Origin of the sequence: Kluyvera intermedia (assembly GCF_034424175.1) — a bacterium.
GTDB lineage: Bacteria > Pseudomonadota > Gammaproteobacteria > Enterobacterales > Enterobacteriaceae > Kluyvera > Kluyvera intermedia.
In genome coordinates, this window is record NZ_CP139986.1 from 3,901,492 (window position 1) to 3,920,316 (window position 18,825).

An 18,825-nucleotide genomic window follows, 5' to 3' on the forward strand; every position below is an offset into this window, starting at 1 on the left:
TCGGAGTCAGAAAAATAAAAGAGTAATACGGCTATTTTCAGACGAGGCGTTGCGGTCCAGCGCGGATCCCTTGCACCTGACTAACCCAGGCGGGGATGTTGAAAGCACAAGGGGATGAAACAGGTAAAACCGCGGCCTCTGCGATAACAACCGGCGGCTGGCTTTCTACGTTCAGTAACGCATTCAGCGAATCAAGCAAAGCCAGGTGCTGCGCCTGCAACGGCGAAGCGCTTTCCGCAACCGGCAGCGTTGTCGGCACCATGGCAAAAGAGAGATGACGGATAACCGTACGGATGGCATGTTGGTGCCAGTAATCGACGTTAAAGGAAGGACGACGATTGTTTTCCAGCCGTGCCAGCTGGGTGAAATCTATTTTTTGCGACGGGCTATGATTGCTGGACGTCGCGCGGGCAGGAAGGGACGACTCGGTATTATTCGCAAGTGCAGGCAGGCCAAATCCAGCAGCAACCATCCCCAAAAGGAGATGAGGCCAGAAGTAGCGTCTACCAAACTGTCGCCAGCGCGTCAGCATTCCACTCACGTAATGTTCCACCTTCGTTTTACTGTCATTATTTTATTTTTGCGCCCAGATATTACCATTAATGCGCCACTACATCAGTAGGAATGACAAATTGATTGGCGAAAATAGATTAAGAAAGCAGCGGTTGCGCAGGGGTGTCGTCTTTATAAAAAGACAAATGACAGAAATGGGAGTTTACAGAGGCAAAAAGAAAAAACGACTGGTTCCCTGACCGGAGAGAGTGCCAGGTTGCCAGTCGAATTTACGAGATGGTCGGGCTTATGCCAGAACCATTGTCGGTGCTTTGAACGCCAGCGGCAGTTCAGCGTCGTCTTCGAAGGTCACGTATTCCCAAGCTTCCTGTTTTGCCAGGACTGCTTGCAGAAGTTTGTTATTGAGCGCATGACCGGATTTAAACGCGGTAAATGCACCAATAATGTTGTGACCACACATGAACAAGTCACCGATAGCATCCAGCATTTTGTGACGAACGAATTCATCTTCAAAACGCAGGCCGTCTTCGTTCAATACGCGATAATCGTCAACAACGATGGCACAATCGAAGCTGCCGCCCAGGCACAGGCCGCGGGACTGCAGATATTCGATATCACGCATAAAGCCGAAGGTACGTGCACGGCTGATCTGGCGCATAAAAGCGTCTGCGGAGAAGTTCATCGCATAACGCTGGGTGCTTGCATCAATCGCCGGATGGTTAAAGTCGATGGTAAAGTCCAACGAAAAACCATTGTACGGTTTGAATTCAGCCCATTTATCGCCATCTTCAACACGAACGGTATCTTTAATACGAAGGAATTTCTTCGCGCAGTTCAGCTCATCAATGCCAGCATCCATCAGCAGATAAACGAATGGCGCAGCACTACCGTCCATAATCGGGATTTCTGGTGCATCGACTTCAATAACGATGTTGTCGATACCCAAGCCCGCCAGAGCGGCATTGAGGTGCTCTACGGTAGAGATCCGCACGTCATGCTCGTTGACAAGGCAAGTACAGAGCATTGTATCACGCACAGATTTGGCATCAGCCGGAAAATCTACCGGTGGATTCAAGTCGGTGCGACGATAGATGACCCCGGTATTTGCCGGCGCAGGGCGCAACGTCAGTGTGACCTTTTTGCCGGTATGTAAACCGACGCCAGTCGCCTGAACGATACGTTTAAGTGTCCTTTGTTTGATCATCGTATAATCTCGCCAAATTAACTATCCAACCGAAGTGTACTATACATTCGGTAGGCCAGTTTAGCACAAAGAGCGCAGATTCCCAAATTCCAGCTAATTCTTAATCAGCTTGCTTACGCAGGAACGCAGGGATATCCAGGTAATCCGGTTCTTTGGTGGTCTGCGGCGTATTGTCGTTAACCACTTTAGCTGCCGGTTTCTGTTCTTGCGTCAGCGGCGCCATACCGTGTTGCTGATAGCGATCCAGCACCGGTTGTTGCGTCTGCTGCTTGTTCGTCACCAGGGTAATTTCTGGACGTTTGTCCATACCAATACCGGTGGCAACAACGGTTACGCGCAGTTCGTCGTTCATATCCGGGTCAAGTGAAGTACCGATAACCACGGTCGCGTTATCCGAAGCAAACGCACGGATGGTGTTACCGACAGTTTCGAACTCATCAAGACGCAGGTCGAAGCCAGCGGTGATGTTGACCAGAACGCCACGTGCGCCGGACAGATCGATATCTTCCAGCAGTGGAGAAGAGATAGCCATTTCAGCCGCTTCTTCTGCACGGTCTTCACCGCTTGCGATACCTGAACCCATCATCGCATAGCCCATTTCGGACATCACGGTGCGCACGTCTGCAAAGTCGACGTTCATCAGGCCAGGACGAGTAATCAGCTCAGCGATACCCTGCACTGCGCCTTTCAGCACGTCGTTTGCCGCGCCGAACGCGTCAAGCAGGGAAATCCCACGACCCAGCACTTTCAGCAACTTGTCGTTAGGAATGGTGATCAGTGAATCCACGTGCTTGGACAGCTCGGTGATACCCTGCTCCGCAAACGCCATACGCTTCTTGCCTTCAAAGTTGAAAGGCTTAGTCACGACAGCAACGGTCAGAATACCTAAATCTTTAGCCACTTCAGCAACCACTGGCGCCGCACCGGTACCGGTACCGCCACCCATGCCTGCTGCGATGAAGACCATGTCTGCACCTTCAAGTGCTGCGCGCAGCGCTTCACGGTCTTCGTCAGCCGCGTTACGGCCCACTTCCGGGTTAGCCCCAGCACCCAGACCTTTGGTAATACCGTTACCAATCTGGATAGTCTGGCCAACCGCGGTTTTACGCAGTGCCTGCGCGTCGGTGTTGACTGCAAAAAACTCAACACCTTCAATGCGCTCGCGCACCATGTGTTCAACAGCGTTACCGCCGCCGCCACCGACGCCGATGACTTTAATCACCGCGTCGTTGGTCAGTTCCATAGGTTCAAACATAGTTTCTCTCCGTTTTGTGCCTGTCGCCTGAGACCGCTAACTGTCTTCGGTCTCTTTAAAATTTAAAACTCTTTTCGTAACCAGCTATTGAGTCGTTTGATCCATGATCCGACCGATGCGGTTACGCGCTTTTCTACTTCTGCTTCACCACTCAAGTGGGACTCTTTCCCGTAGTGCAGCAGGCCCACGGCCGTTGAATAATACGGCTCCTGAGCATAGTCCGTCAGACCAGTGATATTGAGCGGCGCACCAATACGAACTTGCGTATGGAACACACGCTGTGCGCAAGCAGCTAACCCTTCAATCTGCGCCGCGCCACCGGTCAACACAATCCCCGCCGCCAGGTGATGTTTCACCCCTTGCTGACGAAGCTGTTCTTGTAACTGTAAAATCTCTTCATTGACGAGGTTCAAAAGCTCGGTGTAACGCGGCTCAATGACTTCTGCCAATGTCTGGCGCTGCAGGCTACGCGGTGGACGTCCACCGACGCTCGGCACTTCAACGCTCTCATCTTTGCCCACAATGGAGCCTAACGCGCACCCGTGGCGCACTTTAATGGCCTCGGCATCGCTCGGCGGCGTACCGAAGGCGTAGGCGATATCGCTGGTCACCACGTTCCCGGCATACGGGATCACTTTGGTGTGGCGCAATGCGCCGCCAGTATAAACCGCGATATCCATTGTACCGCCACCGATATCAACCACACAGACGCCTAGTTCACGTTCATCTTCCGTTAACACGGAATAACTGGACGCCAATCCAGCGAAAATCAGCTGATCAACCTTCATACCACAACGTTCGACCGCTTTGACAATGTTTTTTGCCATATCGTTGTGGCAGGTAATCAAATGTACCTTGGCCTGCATACGCACGCCGGACAAGCCGACCGGATTTTTGATCCCTTCCTGGTAATCAATCGCGTATTCCTGCGGGATAACGTGCAAAACACGGTGCTCATCACGGACACGAACAGATTTCGCCGTATGCACCACGTTTTCAACATCTTCCAGCGTGACCTCTTCTTCTGAGATTGGCACCATCCCTATCTCATTTTGACAGCTAATGTGCTTACCGGAAAGCGCCAGATACACAGAAGAGATCTGGCAATCCGCCATCAGCTCGGCCTGATCGATAGCGCGCTGTACGCATTTCACTACCGACTCAAGGTCGTTCACTCCGCCTTTATCCATACCTCGGGATGGGCAACTGCCAACCCCAATGATATTAATCACTCCGTCGGGCAGAACTTCCCCTACTAAAGCGGCCACTTTCGCAGTGCCGATCTCCAGTCCAACTACCAGTTTTCTGTCCGTCGCCTTGATCATTGTTATTCTGCCTGTGCCTGATTCTGTTGTTGATTAGTGTCCGCTGCAGGAGCAGGTTCCCAGCCTACTGCCGCCCCCGAGTCATAACGTAAATCAACATAGCTAATCCGATTACCCTCTGTTTGCGCCTGCTGCTCCAGAACCGGATACAGTTCTATAAAACGCGCCAGCCGCTTCATCGTATCGCCCCGTCCCAGATTCAGCTTGATACCGTTATCAAGCGTCAACTGCCACGAACGGCGCGCGGTCATCGCCGCAACCTTCAACGTGAATTTCCCTTTCGCGAGCACCGCGCCCATGTCGTGATAACCCTGCAAGACTTCGCTTGCGGAACCTTCAGGGCCATAGAGCATCGGCAAATTCTGCTTATTGGTACGACTGGCTGGGACGCTAAAAGCAGTGCCTTCGGCGTCCACCATGTGTTGATCATTCCAACGCGCAATGGGCACATATTCAACCAGATGAATCTTCAATTCGTCCGGCCATTGTTTTCTTACGCTTGCCTGTTTAATCCAGGGTAGGCGTTCAATCTGACTTTGGACGATGTTCACGTCCTGAGTCATAAAGGTACCGGGCGATCCCAGCGCCAGGATGTTCTGTCGGATATCATCGTTACGCGTGTAATGACGATCGCCAGTCACCACCAGTTTTGAGATAGGCAAACGTTGCGCATCTTCCATCCAGCCCAGCACGATCCAGCCGCTAACAAACACGGTACACAACACCGTCAGCAGGAAGATAATCCCCGCCAGACGCGTTCCATTATTGCGCCGTGAAGACTCATACTCATCTTCTTCTTCACGGTTGGGCGTATTCAGCGCAGCCTGCGACATATCACCCCGCTAGATCCAGAATTCGTACAACCAGCTGCGAGAAGCTCATTCCCGCCTGACGCGCCGCCATCGGAACCAGACTATGACTGGTCATCCCTGGTGACGTATTCGCCTCCAGCAGATAATACTGTCCATCATTGTCCTGCATCACATCAATACGCCCCCAGCCGCGACAGCCTAAAACTTTCCAGGCTTTCAGTACCAGAGACTGCATTGCTGCTTCCTCGGTTGATTCTTCACAACCAGGGCAGAAATATTTTGTCTCATCAGAGAGATACTTCGCTTCATAATCATAGAAGGTTCCAGCAGGTTGGATGCGAACTGACGGTAAAATTTCTTCACCGAGCACCGCAACCGTAAATTCTGGCCCACTGAGCCATTTTTCCACCAGAACTTCGTCATCATGTTGAAACGCTTGTGCTAACGCCGTGGTCAATTGCTCACTCTCAGTGACTTTCGACATACCGACGCTTGAGCCTTCACGACTCGGTTTGACAATCAGCGGCAAGCCTAATTCAGCCACCTGGCTTAAAAGCTCATCAGTCAGTCCGCTTTCAAACATGTCGGAGGTGATTGCCACCCAAGGCGCAACCGGCAGTCCAGCGCCCTGCCACAGCAATTTGCTGCGCAATTTGTCCATGGAAATCGCCGATGCCATGACGCCACTACCGGTATAAGGCAGTGAAATCAGCTCCAGAAGCCCTTGCAAGGTACCATCCTCGCCGCCACGGCCGTGAAGCGCAATAAACGCTTTCTTAAAACCCATGTTTTTCAATTGAGTAACATCGGTCTCTTTCGGGTCAACCGGATGAGCATTCACGCCCGCTTCACGCAACCCAGCCAACACTGCGGCGCCGGAGTTGAGCGAAACCTCGCGCTCAGCGGAAGTGCCGCCGAGAAGGACCGCGATTTTATCAGCCATGACGCGGTTCCTCCTGAGTTTGCGGCTTCAGTTTGATTTCAGCTAAGTTACGCGCGATTTTACCAATATTTCCCGCGCCCTGAATTAAGACGAGATCATTACCCGTCAGCACTGAAGCCAGCATTTCTGGGACCTGCGCCGGGTCGGAGACCAGGATAGGGTCCACTTTTCCACGACCACGAATGGTACGACACAGCGAGCGACTATCCGCCCCAGGAATCGGGGATTCACCGGCTGCGTAGACATCCAGCATCAAAAGCGCATCAACCTGGGTCAGCACGTGGGCGAAATCGTCGTACAGGTCGCGCGTACGGGTGTAACGGTGTGGCTGGAATACCATCACAAGTTTCTTGTCCGGCCAACCTGCACGTGCGGCTTTAATCGTGGCATCCACTTCCGTTGGGTGATGACCGTAATCATCAACCAGCATCGCCGTCCCCTCTTTGCCGTTAACTTCAGCCAGCGGATACTCACCTAGGAAATCAAAGCGACGCCCCGTGCCCTGGAAGCTTTCCAGCGCATGCAAAATAGCGTCGTCCTCAATCCCTTCTTCAGTCGCTACCGCGACAGCCGCTGCTGCATTCAGCGCGTTATGACGGCCAGGAGCATTCAGCGTCACGCGCAGATTCTCTTTATCCTGGCGTATCAGCGTAAAGTGCCCCTGAGGGCCAATCTGCTGGTAATCTTCGACGCGCACGTCAGCATCATCACTAAAGCCATAGGTGGTTGTCTGACGGCCCACGCGCGGCAATAGCTCGCGGATCACCGGATCGTCAACACACATCACGGCACGACCATAAAACGGCAAGTTATGCAGGAAATTAATAAACGTCTGCTTTAAATTTTCGAAGTCGCCCTGGTAGGTATCCATGTGGTCGGCTTCAATGTTGGTGACAATCGCCACCATCGGCTGCAGATGCAGGAACGACGCATCGCTCTCATCGGCTTCCGCAATGAGATAACGGCTATGGCCCAGACGCGCATGCACGCCCGCCGCCTTTACCAGACCGCCGTTGACGAACGTCGGATCAAGTCCTGCTTCCGCATAAATACTGGAAACCATCGCGGTAGTAGTGGTTTTCCCGTGCGTCCCGGCAATGGCGATACCGTGACGAAAACGCATCAGTTCTGCCAGCATCTCCGCGCGGCGGATCACCGGAATACGCGCTTCATGTGCTGCCACGATTTCCGGGTTATCGGCGGAAATCGCCGTCGAGACCACCACAACGCTCGCATTGAGAACGTTTTCCGGGCGATGGTTGAAATAAATGGTGGCGCCCAACTTAGCCAACTGCTGCGTCACCGGGTTCGGCGCGAGATCGGAACCACTGATCTGATACCCTTCGTTGGCCAGAACTTCGGCAATACCGCCCATTCCGGCGCCGCCGATGCCAACAAAGTGAATGTGCCGGACGCGACGCATCTCGGGCACGATAGAACGCAGTTTCGCCAGTTGTTGTGTATTCATTCTCTAAACGCCATCACTTCTACAATTCGGGCGACGCAAATGCGCCGCGATGATTAAGCCTTTGCTGCCAGGCTCACTTCTTTCGCTACCCGCTCGGTAGCGTCCGGGATCGCCGCCGCGCGAGCGCGTTCAGCCATCTCTAATAATGTGTTGCGATCCCAGCTTGCCAGGGTGTCGGCTACCGCTTGCGCAGTGAACTGAGGTTGTTCAAAAATTTTGGCCGCGCCCGCTTTTTCCAGCGGAAGCGCATTCCAGTACTGCTGCCGGTCTTTATGCTGGAATGGCACAAAGATCGCGGGCAGACCGGCGGCGGCAATTTCGCTCACCGTCAATGCACCGGAGCGGCACACTACCACGTCAGCCCATGCGTAAGCGGCCGCCATGTCATCGATAAATTCGGTCACTTTGTGTTGCGGTTGACCAGCATCGGCATAAGCTTGCTCCACGGTCTGCTGACCGCCTTTTCCGCTCTGATGCCAGATAGTGATCGTCTCTCCCAGCAGCGCTGCAACCTGCGGCAGCGTTTGATTCAGGACGCGTGCGCCCTGTGAACCGCCAATCACCAGCACTCGCACCGGGCCGTCGCGACCGACCAGACGCTGTTGCGGCAGCGGTAACGCCAGCACATCTACGCGCACCGGGTTACCGACGACTTCAGCGTTAGCAAATGCACCGGGGAACGCCTGCATCACTTTAGTGGCGATTTTTGCCAGCCACTTATTGGTCAAACCCGCAATACCGTTTTGCTCGTGCAGGACCACTGGAATACCCAGCGACCATGCCGCCAGACCACCAGGGCCTGAAACATAACCGCCCATGCCCATCACCACGTCCGGCTTAAAGCGTTTCATGATGGCGCGAGCCTGACGCCAGGCGTTAAAAATACGCATCGGCGCCAGCAATTGTGCTTTCAATCCCTTTCCGCGCAGCCCGGAGATATGAATGAAGTCGATTTCAATACCGTGTTTCGGTACTAAATCGGCTTCCATACGGTCAGCGGTTCCCAGCCAGCGTACCTGCCAGCCCTGTTCCATTAAATGGTGCGCAACCGCAAGCCCCGGGAACACATGTCCGCCCGTGCCGCCTGCCATCACCATTAACCGCTTTGTTTGACCGCTCATCGTGAACCTCGGGTAAACGCCTGGGCTTTCTCCAGACGCGTTTCATAATCAATTCGTAACAAGAACATAATCGCCGTCGACATAATCAGCAGACTGGAGCCGCCGTAACTTATCAACGGCAGGGTCAGACCTTTGGTCGGTAACATACCAGCCGCTGCCCCAACGTTTACCAACGCCTGGAAGCTGAACCATACGCCGATGGCGCAAGCCAGGAAGCCTGAGAAACGTTGGTTGATTTCCAGCGCTTTGCGACCGATGGACATGGCGCGGAAAGCGACGAAGAATACCATTAAAAGGGCCAGTACCACACCGATATAACCCAATTCCTCGCCGATGATGGCGAAGATAAAGTCGGTATGGGCTTCCGGCAGATACTCTAATTTTTGTACCGAGTTGCCTAAGCCCTGCCCCCACATTTCGCCGCGACCGAAGGCCATTAGCGATTGTGTCAGCTGGTAGCCGCTACCGAATGGATCTTCCCACGGGTTCCAGAAGGAGGTCACGCGGCGAATACGGTACGGTTCGGCTAAGATCAGCAGCACCACCGCAGACATCCCCATACCGATGATGGCGATGAACTGCCACAGCTTGGCACCGGCTAAGAACAGCATCGCCAGTGTGGTCACGAACAGCACCACCACGGTACCGAGGTCAGGCTGCGCCAGCAGTAAAATCGCCAGCACGAAAATCACGCCCATCGGCTTTAAGAAGCCACGCAGGTTGTTACGCACTTCGTCCGCTTTGCGCACCAGATAGTTGGCGATGTAGCAAAACAGCGACAGCTTGGTCAGCTCAGCAGGCTGAATACGCAGCGGGCCAAAGGCAATCCAACGCGATGCCCCGTTAACCGAGCTACCTACCACCAGTACAATCAGCAACATACCAATCGAGGCAATCAGCATAAAGGTACTATGGCGCTGCCAGAACGACATCGGCAAACGTAAGGTAATCAGTGATAAGCCAAGCGCCAGCAGCAGGTACAGGCCATCACGTTTGGCGAACAGGAACGGATCGTTCGCCAGACGTTGTCCCACCGGCATCGACGCCGAGGTCACCATGATAAAACCAATCGCCGCAAGACCTAACGTCAGCCACAGCAGCATACGGTCGTACATAATCAGGCTGTCAGAGTCTTTCTCCCGAGAGCCCATCACCCAGCCTTTCAGCGCGGCAAAAATCCATGCGAAAACACGCATGCCCGGCAGACGCGGCAACCTCAGTTGAGGCAATCTCAGGCGCGGGAGCGATAAACGCATCAACCTAACTCCTTCGCCAGACGAGCAAACACGTCACCGCGTTGCTCAAAACTTTTAAACTGATCGAGGCTGGCACAGGCAGGCGACAGCAACACCATATCGCCACTTTTCACCTGAGGCGCGAGCAGACGCATTGCCTGTTCCATGGTGTCAGTCTGTGTAGCCACTTCTGGACGAAGTGCGGCCAGTTCACCGCCGTCACGGCCAAAGCAGTACAGACGAACGTTGTCGCCGGTCAGATAACGTTGCAGCGGCGCGAAATCAGCAGATTTACCATCGCCGCCCAGCAGCAGGTGCAGCGTTCCGTCCACATGCAGGCCATTTAACGCAGCCTCGGTGCTCCCGACGTTGGTTGCCTTGGAGTCGTTGATCCAGCGCACGCCGTTATGTTCCAGCACAATCTGAAAACGGTGAGCCAGCCCGGTAAAGGTGGTCAGCGCTTTCAGACTCGTCGCACGTGGCAGGCCAACGGCATCCGCCAGCGCCAATGCCGCCAGGGCATTGCTGTAGTTATGCTGGCCGGTGAGCGGCATCTCTTTGACGTTCAGAACTTTTTCACCCTTCACGCGCAGCCAGGTTTCGCCCTGTTGGCGGTTAAGGTGATAGTCGCCCACATCCACGCCAAAGCTTACGCAGCGTTCGTCGGCACCGCGTACCGGCATGGTCAGGCCATCGTCGGCGTTAACTACGCAGATTTTGGCATTTTCATACACGCGCAGTTTCGCCGCACGGTACTGCTGTAATCCCAGCGGATAGCGATCCATATGATCTTCAGTGACGTTTAAGATCGTCGCAGCCGTCGCACGCAGGCTGCTGGTCGTTTCCAACTGGAAGCTTGAGAGTTCAAGGACGTATAATTCGCGAGCGGGATCTAAAAGCATCAGCGCTGGCAGACCAATATTGCCACCAACACCGACATTTACGCCTGCCGCTTTCGCCATTTCACCCACCAGCGTGGTGACGGTACTTTTACCGTTCGAGCCGGTAATCGCCACAATCGGCGCCTGTGCTTCACGGCAGAACAGTTCGATATCACCAACGATTTCAATACCCGCATCCGCCGCACGAGACAGTGCCGGGTGCGCCAGTGCAATACCGGGGCTGGCGACGATAAGGTCAGCCGCCATCAGCCAGTCTTCATTCAGACTACCGACGTAACGCTCTACCGTTTCCGGCAGTTTATCCAGACCGGGTGGCGTCGCTCGGGTATCCATGACGCGCGGCGTCACGTTCTGCGCAAGGAAGAAATCCACGCAGGACAGCCCGGTCAGTCCAAGACCAATGATGACGACGTTTTTACCCAGATAATCTGCCATGATTAACGTACCTTCAGCGTTGCCAGGCCAATCAGCACCAGCATCAGCGAAATAATCCAGAAGCGCACGATGACGCGCGGTTCCGGCCAGCCTTTCAGTTCATAGTGGTGATGAATCGGTGCCATCCGGAAGATGCGCTGACCGCGCAGCTTGAAGGAACCGACCTGCAAAATAACCGACAGAGTCTCTACCACGAAGACGCCGCCCATGATCACCAACAGGAATTCCTGGCGCAGCAGCACGGCAATAATGCCCAACGCACCGCCGAGTGCCAGCGAGCCAACGTCGCCCATGAAGACCTGCGCCGGATAAGTGTTGAACCACAGGAAGCCTAAGCCCGCACCAACGATCGCCGTACAGACAATCACCAACTCCCCCGCGTGACGCAGGTAAGGAATATGCAAATAGCTGGCAAAGTTCATGTTGCCGGTCGCCCACGCCACCAGCGCAAAGCCCGCCGCCACAAACACGGTTGGCATGATAGCCAGACCGTCGAGGCCATCGGTCAGGTTGACCGCGTTGCCGGTACCGACGATAACGAAATAGGCGAGCAGAACGTAGAACAGACCCAGCTGCGGCATCACGTCTTTAAAGAACGGCACCACCAGTTCGGTCGCGGGCGTATCTTTGCCAGCCAGATACAGCGCGAAGGCCACGCCTAACGCAATCACCGACATCCAGAAATATTTCCAGCGGGCAATCAGGCCTTTGGTGTCTTTACGCACCACTTTGCGGTAATCGTCGACAAAACCAATAATTCCGTAACCGATAAGTACCGTCAGTACGCACCATACATACGGGTTAGAGGGGTAAGCCCACAGCAACACGGAAACGGTAATGGCGGTCAGGATCATGATCCCGCCCATGGTTGGGGTGCCGCGTTTACTGAAGTGTGATTCTGGACCGTCGTTACGCACAACCTGACCAAAGGACATTTTTTGCAAGCGGGCGATCATGCGCGGGCCCATCCACAAAGAGATGAACAGCGCGGTCAGCAGGCTGACGATGGCGCGAAACGTCAGATAGGAAAAGACGTTAAAGCCAGAATAATATTTGACCAAATGTTCGGCCAGCCATACTAACATGTCCCGATCTCCTGTAATGCGCGTACAACCTGTTCCATGGCGGCACTGCGTGATCCTTTCACCAGAATGGTGATAGTTTTATGTTCGTTAATCAGCGTGTTAAGGCGTGCAATTGCCGAGGCCTTCTCGGTGAAATGCTCTCCTGCCCCGCTGGCAGCACTGATTGCCTGGCTTAATGTGCCAACGCTCAGTACGCGGTCGATACCCGCGGCTTTTGCCGCAGCACCGATCTGAATATGACAATCTTCACTTTCCGCACCCAGCTCTGCCATATCACCGACAACCAGCACGCGGTAGCCCGGCATTTCAGACAGCACCTGCACCGCTGCGGTCATTGAACCGACGTTCGCGTTGTAGGAGTCATCCAACAGCAGTTGAGTTTCCGACAACTGAATCGGGAATAAACGCCCCGGAACCGCTTTAAGCTGCGCTAATCCGGCTTTCACCGCATTTAAATCGGCTCCCACCGCCGTCGCCAGCGCGGTTGCGGCCAGCGCATTAGCGATGTTATGACGACCCGGCAGTGGCAAAAGTACCTCTGTGTTGCCATTCGGCGTATGCAGCGTGAAGACGGTGCCCTGTACGGTAATACGGATATCGCTCGCGCTAAAATCGCTGTCAGCCGCATCCGGCGAGAAGCGCCAGACGCGACGATCGCCAATGATCTGCTGCCAGTTTGCCCAATCGTTGTTATCCGCATTCAGGATCGCAACGCCGCTTTCCGACAGGCCGGAGAAAATCTCCCCTTTGGCCTTCGCAACACCCGCTAATGAGCCAAAACCTTCCAGATGCGCTGCCGCCAGGTTATTCACCAGCGCCGCTTCCGGAAGGGTCAGCCCCACGGTCCAGGCAATTTCACCCTGGTGGTTTGCCCCTAACTCAATCACCGCAAACTGATGTTCCGGCGTCAGGCGCAGTAATGTCATCGGCACGCCGATGTCATTATTAAGGTTGCCTGCGGTATAAAGCGTGTTGCCGCACTGTGCCAAAATAGCGGCGGTCATCTCTTTTACCGACGTTTTGCCGGAAGAACCGGTCAGCGCCACAACGCGTGCCGGAACCTGTTGACGAACCCAGGCCGCCAGTTCACCGAAAGCCAGACGGGTATCGCTGACCACCAGTTGTGGCAGATTGATATCCAGCTTACGGCTGACTAACAGCGCGCCCGCGCCGTTATCCTTGGCGGTTTGCGCAAAATCGTGCGCATCAAAACGTTCACCTCTCAGCGCCACAAACAGGCAACCCGCAGTGATTTTACGGGTGTCGGTGGTGACGTCTTCAATCAGCAGATCGTCACCCACAAGTTCAGCGTTAAGTACGCCGGAAAGCTGGCTTAGCGTTACGCCAATCATGCCACCACTCCCAGCAGACGCGCTGCGGTGATACGGTCTGAGTAGTCCAGACGGCGGTTACCCACAATCTGATAATCTTCATGGCCTTTGCCGGCCAGCAGCACAACGTCATTCTCTTTGGCCTGCATGATGGCGTTGGTCACCGCTTCGGCGCGGCCTTCCATCACCTTCACGTGCCCAGCGTCAACCATGCCCGCCAGAATGTCGTTGATGATCGCACGAGGTTCTTCGGTACGCGGGTTATCATCGGTGACGACCACAATATCGGAGAACTCTTCGGCAATCGCACCCATCAGCGGGCGCTTGCCTTTATCACGGTCGCCGCCGCAGCCAAACACGCACCACAGCTTGCCAGCGCAGTGCAGACGCGCGGCCTGCAAGGCTTTTTCCAGCGCATCAGGGGTGTGAGCGTAATCGACAACAACCGTCGGTTTACCCGGTGCTGCGAAGACTTCCATGCGCCCACATACCGGCTGCAAACGCGCGGCGGTTTTCAACAGATCGGCCAGCGGGTAACCCAGCGCCAGTAATGTTGCCAGCGCCAGCAGCAGGTTGCTGACGTTAAACGCGCCCATCAGGCGGCTTTCAATTTCGCCTTCGCCCCAGGTGGAGTCGAAACGAATGGTGGCGCCGCTATCGTGGTAATCCACAGCGATAGCTTTCAGCCAGCGACCGTGACAGTTTGGGTTGATATGGTCTTCCATTGACACTGCGACCGCGTCCGGCAAACGCGCCAACCAGCGGCGGCCCACTTCGTCGTCGGCATTCACAATCGCCTGGCCGCAGTGGTGGGTCGAATACAGCAGCCATTTGGCGGCTTCGTAATGTTCCATATCACCATGATAATCAAGGTGATCGCGGCTGAGGTTGGTGAACACGGAAGCCGCAAATTTCAGTGCCGCTACGCGGTGCTGTACCAAACCGTGAGAAGAGACTTCCATCGCTGCCATCGTCGCGCCCTGCGCAACCAGACCGGCGAGCACGTGCTGAACGTCAACCGCCGAACCGGTGGTGTTCTCCGTTGGGATAACTTTGTCCAGCAGGCCGTTGCCGACGGTGCCCATCACCGCGCTGGTTTCACCCAACAGTTGGCACCACTGTGCAATCAACTGCGTGGTGGTGGTTTTACCGTTGGTACCGGTGACGCCAATCAGGCGCAGGCTGTCCGACGGTTCTTGGTAGAAACGCCCGGCCAGTGCCGATAAGCGTTCGTTTAACTGGCTGAGGTAAATAACCGGCACGCCGTGAATTTCACGGATTTCACCGTCGGTCGCTTCATCTTTTGCCTCGGCTACAACTGCCGCGACGCCTTGCGCAATTGCCTGCGGGATATAACGACGCCCGTCCGCCTGATGACCTACTACCGCTACGAAAAGATCGCCCGATGCAGCCACACGGCTGTCGAGCGTCATCTCCCGCAGTACTCGCTCCGGTGCATTTGGCACCCACGGAGCAAGAAGGTCGCGCAAATTACGATCTGCCACCTGATCCCTCGCCTTGATTCGTTACTAAATCATTTTTATCGCCCGTTGCCAGCGCGTCCGGTTCAATGTTCATCGTGCGCAATACACCGCCCATGATGGCTCCAAAGACCGGCGCGGAAACGGCGCCGCCGTAGTATTTACCCGCCTGCGGGTCGTTGATGACCACCACCAGCGCAAAACGCGGCTGGCTGGCTGGCGCAACGCCTGCGGTGTAAGCAATGTATTTGTTGATGTAGCGCCCGTCCGGGCCAACTTTTTTCGCCGTACCGGTTTTAATCGCAATACGGTAGCCTTTAATCGCCGCCTTCACGCCACCGCCGCCAGGCAGCGCCACGCTTTCCATCATATGTACGACTGTACGGACGGTAGATTCAGGGAAGATGCGCTCACCGGGAACCGGCGGATCAACTTTGGTTATCGACAGCGGACGGTAGATCCCGTAGCTGCCAATCGTTGCGTAGACTCGCGCTAACTGTAACGGGGTTACCATTAGCCCATAGCCGAAAGAGAAGGTGGCCCTCTCTATGTCAGACCACCGTTGTTTTTGAGGGTATAAGCCACTGCGTTCTCCGACCAACCCCAAATTGGTCGCTTTTCCCAGCCCAAAACGTGAGTAAGTATCTACTAACGCTGAGGACGGCATCGCTAACGCCAGCTTGGAAACACCGACGTTACTCGACTTCTGTAGAACCCCGGTCAGGGTTAATTCGCTGTAGCGCGCCACGTCTTTGATTTCGTGACCGTTAATTCGATATGGAATAGTGTTCAGCACGGTGTTTTCACGTACGACGCCGCGCTGCAAGGCCGTCATGACGACCATCGGTTTTACCGTTGAACCGGGTTCGAACACGTCAGTGATCGCCCGGTTACGCATGGTGTCTTTCGCCGTGCCGGTAAAGTTATTCGGGTTGTAGGATGGGCTGTTGGCCATCGCCAGTACTTCACCGGTTGTCACATCAACCAGTACGGCGCTGCCGGATTCCGCCTTGTTAAAGGCGACGGCGTTATTCAGCTCACGGTAGACCAGCGCCTGTAAGCGCTCGTCGATGCTCAACGCCAGATTGTGCGCGGCCTGGCTGTCAGTTGAGGAAATATCTTCGATGACTCGGCCATAGCGGTCTTTACGGACAATTCGTTCTCCCGGCTGGCCGGTGAGCCACTTGTCGAAGCTCTTCTCAACCCCTTCAATGCCCTGGCTATCAACGTTGGTAAAACCAATTAAGTGAGCGGTCACTTCGCCGGAAGGATAGTAACGGCGCGATTCTTCACGCAGGTAAATCCCTGGTAACTTCAGTTTTTTGATGTAATCTGCCATGTCAGGGTTAACCTGACGCGCCAGATAGATAAAACGCATGCGTGGATTGGTGTTGATACGTGTGGCCAACTGGTCGAGCGGCATATTCAGCGCATCGGCCAATGCCTTCCAGCGGTTATTCAGTACCACACCACCCGCTTCGTGCAGCTCTTTCGGATCGGCCCAGATAGCTTTCACCGGTACGCTCACCGCCAGCGGACGACCAGAACGATCGGTGATTAAGCCTCGCGAGGTCGCCACTTCCTGCACGCGTAACGAACGCATGTCGCCCTGACGCACCAGCATGTCAGGTGCGATGATCTGCAACCAGGCGACACGCCCCAGCAAGAAGCCCAATGCAATCAGAATACAGCCGCAAAGCAACGCAAAACGCCAACTGATAAAGTTGGCCTGTTCTTCCTGACGTTTCGGTTTAAGCGTTTTTTTTGCCGCCGGTTTCATGCGTTGCAATAATCCTTATTTTTGAACAACAATGTTTTCTTTTGATGGATCAACATGTTGCATCTGCAACTTTTCAGTAGCGATACGTTCGACACGGCTATGATCGCCAAGAGCATTCTCTTCGAGGATCAGGTTTCGCCATTCAATATCTAACGCATCGCGCTCCAGCACCAACTGTTCACGTTGGGCTGTTAACAGGCGAGTATGGTGAGCGGTCGTCACCACCGTTACCGCCGTCACGATAATGCAAATGAACAGACAGAGTGGCAGCTTCCCATGTTGCAAAAGGTCGTCGCGAATAACGCCAGGCAAGGCATGACGTTCGCCATTTCCTAACGACCCGGTCACTTTGCTTAAGGCTTCTGTCACTCTGCTGATCATGCGTTCGTCCTTTCTGCAATACGCAGCACTGAACTACGAGCACGTGGATTCTCAGCCACTTCTTCTTCGCCCGGCATCAACTTGCCTAGCGCTCGTAAATGACGGCCACCCAGTTTCCTGAGTTGCTCTTCAGTCATCGGTATCCCAGCCGGAACCTGTGGACCGCGGCTCTGTTCACGCATAAAGCGTTTCACAATGCGGTCTTCCAGCGAATGGAAGCTGATGATTGACAGCCGCCCACCCGGGGCCAGCACGCCAAGCGAGCTTTTTAGCGCTTGCTCTATCTCCTCCAGCTCACTGTTCACCCAAATACGCACCGCCTGGAAGGTACGGGTTGCGGGGTGTTTGAATTTGTCTTTCACCGGCATCGCAGCGGCAATCACTTCTGCCAGCTCTTTGGTACGCGTCATCGGCTCAATACGGTTGCGATCCACGATGGCGCGCGCAATGCGTTTACCAAAACGTTCTTCACCGAAGGTTTTAATCACCCAGGCAATATCCGCTTCTTCTGCCGTTTGCAGCCATTCGGCCGCCGACTGACCGCGCGTCGGATCCATACGCATATCCAGCGGGCCATCACGCATAAATGAGAAGCCGCGTTCAGCATCATCAAGCTGCGGTGAGGAGACGCCAAGATCGAGCAGAATGCCGTCGATCTTGCCGACCAGGTCGAGTTCGGCTACGTAATCCGCCAGCGCCGAGAAAGGACCATGCACGATGGAAAAACGCGGATCATCAATGGTTTTAGCCACCGCAATCGCTTCAGGATCGCGGTCGATCGCGATCAAACGCCCCTGCTCACCAAGCTGCGAGAGGATGAGACGTGAGTGACCACCACGGCCAAAAGTGCCATCGATGTAGATACCATCTGGACGGATATTCAGGCCGTTTACGGCGTCGTCCAGCAGTACCGAAGTATGTTTAAAGTTTTCCATCATTTTATAAGGACAAATCCTGCAATCGCTCCGACAGCGCCCCTGAAGCAGATTGCTCAGCGTCGATATCTTCCTTGACCCGTTGATACCAGGCCGTTTCATCCCACAGCTCAAATTTATTGAACTGCCCGACCAGCATCACTTCTTTGGTCAATCCGGCATGTTGCCGTAAAACCGGCGCAATCAATAATCGCCCCGCATTATCCATCTGACATTCGCTGGCATGCCCTAACAGCAACCGTTGTACACGGCGCTCGGCGGGATTCATGCTCGACAGACGCGATAGTTTTTGTTCGATAATTTCCCATTCAGGCAAAGGGTAAAGCAGTAGGCAGGGGTGATGGATGTCAATGGTGCAAACCATTTGACCGGTAGCGCTCTCGAGCAGCGTATCCCGATATCGGACAGGGACGGCTAAGCGCCCTTTGCTGTCAAGATTGACTAACGTTGCCCCTCGGAACATGCCAGCCTCTCCCCTTATCACCACTTTACCCCACAAATTCCCACTTTAAGGAGCAGAGGAAAAGCTTGTCAAGCCAGCATCAATGCCAACGGAGTCCAAAAACCACTATTTACAGCCGATATTAGCCATGATTAAAAATCATCCAACCTGCGAAGC

The 18,825-nt window shown here is 54.6% G+C and carries 17 protein-coding genes; all 17 read right to left on the reverse strand.

Annotation, left to right across the window (positions count from 1 at the left end):
* Positions 1-37 precede the first annotated feature (37 nt).
* The 17 genes from secM to mraZ all read right to left on the reverse strand — a co-directional run bounded on the left by secM (position 38) and on the right by mraZ (position 18,669).
* Positions 38-541, reverse strand: coding sequence for a secA translation cis-regulator SecM (gene secM, locus U0026_RS18850; RefSeq protein WP_164717415.1), 504 nt, complete (start codon positions 539-541; stop codon positions 38-40).
* 258 nt (positions 542-799) lie between these two features.
* The gene (lpxC, locus tag U0026_RS18855) at positions 800-1,717 is read right to left on the reverse strand and encodes a UDP-3-O-acyl-N-acetylglucosamine deacetylase (RefSeq protein WP_062771955.1); all 918 of its coding nucleotides are present in this window, start codon (positions 1,715-1,717) and stop codon (positions 800-802) included.
* A gap of 100 nt (positions 1,718-1,817) precedes the next feature.
* Positions 1,818-2,972 (reverse strand): cell division protein FtsZ, encoded by a 1,155-nt coding sequence (gene ftsZ, locus U0026_RS18860; RefSeq protein ID WP_062771952.1) that lies wholly within the window; start codon positions 2,970-2,972, stop codon positions 1,818-1,820.
* Positions 2,973-3,034: 62 nt separating this feature from the next.
* Complete coding sequence (gene ftsA / locus U0026_RS18865; RefSeq protein ID WP_062771949.1) at positions 3,035-4,297, reverse strand: cell division protein FtsA; 1,263 nt, start codon at positions 4,295-4,297, stop codon at positions 3,035-3,037.
* A 2-nt stretch (positions 4,298-4,299) separates the two neighbouring features.
* The gene (ftsQ, locus tag U0026_RS18870; protein ID WP_062771946.1) at positions 4,300-5,130 is read right to left on the reverse strand and encodes a cell division protein FtsQ; all 831 of its coding nucleotides are present in this window, start codon (positions 5,128-5,130) and stop codon (positions 4,300-4,302) included.
* A gap of 1 nt (position 5,131) precedes the next feature.
* Complete coding sequence (locus U0026_RS18875) at positions 5,132-6,052, reverse strand: D-alanine--D-alanine ligase (RefSeq protein ID WP_062771943.1); 921 nt, start codon at positions 6,050-6,052, stop codon at positions 5,132-5,134.
* Complete coding sequence (gene murC / locus U0026_RS18880; RefSeq protein WP_062771940.1) at positions 6,045-7,520, reverse strand: UDP-N-acetylmuramate--L-alanine ligase; 1,476 nt, start codon at positions 7,518-7,520, stop codon at positions 6,045-6,047. Before murC ends, U0026_RS18875 begins: the two co-directional genes overlap by 8 nt.
* A 53-nt stretch (positions 7,521-7,573) precedes the next feature.
* Complete coding sequence (murG, locus tag U0026_RS18885; RefSeq protein ID WP_062771937.1) at positions 7,574-8,641, reverse strand: undecaprenyldiphospho-muramoylpentapeptide beta-N-acetylglucosaminyltransferase; 1,068 nt, start codon at positions 8,639-8,641, stop codon at positions 7,574-7,576.
* Positions 8,638-9,897: a cell division protein FtsW gene (gene ftsW / locus U0026_RS18890; RefSeq protein ID WP_062771934.1), complete on the reverse strand. Its 1,260-nt coding sequence runs from the start codon at positions 9,895-9,897 to the stop codon at positions 8,638-8,640. The genes murG and ftsW overlap by 4 nt, the downstream gene beginning before the upstream one ends.
* Positions 9,897-11,213, reverse strand: coding sequence for a UDP-N-acetylmuramoyl-L-alanine--D-glutamate ligase (gene murD, locus U0026_RS18895; protein ID WP_062771931.1), 1,317 nt, complete (start codon positions 11,211-11,213; stop codon positions 9,897-9,899). Before murD ends, ftsW begins: the two co-directional genes overlap by 1 nt.
* Before the next feature lie 2 nt (positions 11,214-11,215).
* The gene (gene mraY, locus U0026_RS18900; RefSeq protein ID WP_062771928.1) at positions 11,216-12,298 is read right to left on the reverse strand and encodes a phospho-N-acetylmuramoyl-pentapeptide-transferase; all 1,083 of its coding nucleotides are present in this window, start codon (positions 12,296-12,298) and stop codon (positions 11,216-11,218) included.
* Positions 12,292-13,650, reverse strand: a complete 1,359-nt coding sequence (gene murF, locus U0026_RS18905) for a UDP-N-acetylmuramoyl-tripeptide--D-alanyl-D-alanine ligase (RefSeq protein ID WP_062771925.1) — start codon at positions 13,648-13,650, stop codon at positions 12,292-12,294. The genes mraY and murF overlap by 7 nt, the downstream gene beginning before the upstream one ends.
* A complete protein-coding gene (murE, locus tag U0026_RS18910; RefSeq protein WP_062771922.1) occupies positions 13,647-15,134 on the reverse strand; it encodes a UDP-N-acetylmuramoyl-L-alanyl-D-glutamate--2,6-diaminopimelate ligase in 1,488 nt (495 codons plus the stop codon). The genes murF and murE overlap by 4 nt, the downstream gene beginning before the upstream one ends.
* Positions 15,121-16,890, reverse strand: coding sequence for a peptidoglycan glycosyltransferase FtsI (locus tag U0026_RS18915; protein WP_062771919.1), 1,770 nt, complete (start codon positions 16,888-16,890; stop codon positions 15,121-15,123). The genes murE and U0026_RS18915 overlap by 14 nt, the downstream gene beginning before the upstream one ends.
* Positions 16,891-16,905: 15 nt before the next feature.
* Complete coding sequence (gene ftsL, locus U0026_RS18920) at positions 16,906-17,271, reverse strand: cell division protein FtsL (RefSeq protein WP_062771916.1); 366 nt, start codon at positions 17,269-17,271, stop codon at positions 16,906-16,908.
* Positions 17,268-18,209: a 16S rRNA (cytosine(1402)-N(4))-methyltransferase RsmH gene (gene rsmH / locus U0026_RS18925; RefSeq protein WP_062771913.1), complete on the reverse strand. Its 942-nt coding sequence runs from the start codon at positions 18,207-18,209 to the stop codon at positions 17,268-17,270. The genes ftsL and rsmH overlap by 4 nt, the downstream gene beginning before the upstream one ends.
* Position 18,210: 1 nt before the next feature.
* Positions 18,211-18,669 (reverse strand): division/cell wall cluster transcriptional repressor MraZ, encoded by a 459-nt coding sequence (gene mraZ, locus U0026_RS18930; protein WP_062771910.1) that lies wholly within the window; start codon positions 18,667-18,669, stop codon positions 18,211-18,213.
* Between the last annotated feature and the right edge of the window lie 156 nt (positions 18,670-18,825).

Bases quoted from the DNA above. Each gene is read 5' to 3' on its own strand.
- murG (WP_062771937.1), bottom strand. From the start codon at position 8,641: ATGAGCGGTCAAACAAAGCGGTTAATGGTGATGGCAGGCGGCACGGGC.
- ftsW (WP_062771934.1), bottom strand. From the start codon at position 9,897: ATGCGTTTATCGCTCCCGCGCCTGAGATTGCCTCAACTGAGGTTGCCG.
- U0026_RS18875 (WP_062771943.1), bottom strand. From the start codon at position 6,052: ATGGCTGATAAAATCGCGGTCCTTCTCGGCGGCACTTCCGCTGAGCGC.
- ftsZ (WP_062771952.1), bottom strand. From the start codon at position 2,972: ATGTTTGAACCTATGGAACTGACCAACGACGCGGTGATTAAAGTCATC.
- rsmH (WP_062771913.1), bottom strand. From the start codon at position 18,209: ATGATGGAAAACTTTAAACATACTTCGGTACTGCTGGACGACGCCGTA.
- murF (WP_062771925.1), bottom strand. From the start codon at position 13,650: ATGATTGGCGTAACGCTAAGCCAGCTTTCCGGCGTACTTAACGCTGAA.
- murD (WP_062771931.1), bottom strand. From the start codon at position 11,213: ATGGCAGATTATCTGGGTAAAAACGTCGTCATCATTGGTCTTGGACTG.
- murC (WP_062771940.1), bottom strand. From the start codon at position 7,520: ATGAATACACAACAACTGGCGAAACTGCGTTCTATCGTGCCCGAGATG.
- mraY (WP_062771928.1), bottom strand. From the start codon at position 12,298: ATGTTAGTATGGCTGGCCGAACATTTGGTCAAATATTATTCTGGCTTT.
- mraZ (WP_062771910.1), bottom strand. From the start codon at position 18,669: ATGTTCCGAGGGGCAACGTTAGTCAATCTTGACAGCAAAGGGCGCTTA.
- lpxC (WP_062771955.1), bottom strand. From the start codon at position 1,717: ATGATCAAACAAAGGACACTTAAACGTATCGTTCAGGCGACTGGCGTC.
- U0026_RS18915 (WP_062771919.1), bottom strand. From the start codon at position 16,890: ATGAAACCGGCGGCAAAAAAAACGCTTAAACCGAAACGTCAGGAAGAA.
- ftsA (WP_062771949.1), bottom strand. From the start codon at position 4,297: ATGATCAAGGCGACGGACAGAAAACTGGTAGTTGGACTGGAGATCGGC.
- ftsL (WP_062771916.1), bottom strand. From the start codon at position 17,271: ATGATCAGCAGAGTGACAGAAGCCTTAAGCAAAGTGACCGGGTCGTTA.
- ftsQ (WP_062771946.1), bottom strand. From the start codon at position 5,130: ATGTCGCAGGCTGCGCTGAATACGCCCAACCGTGAAGAAGAAGATGAG.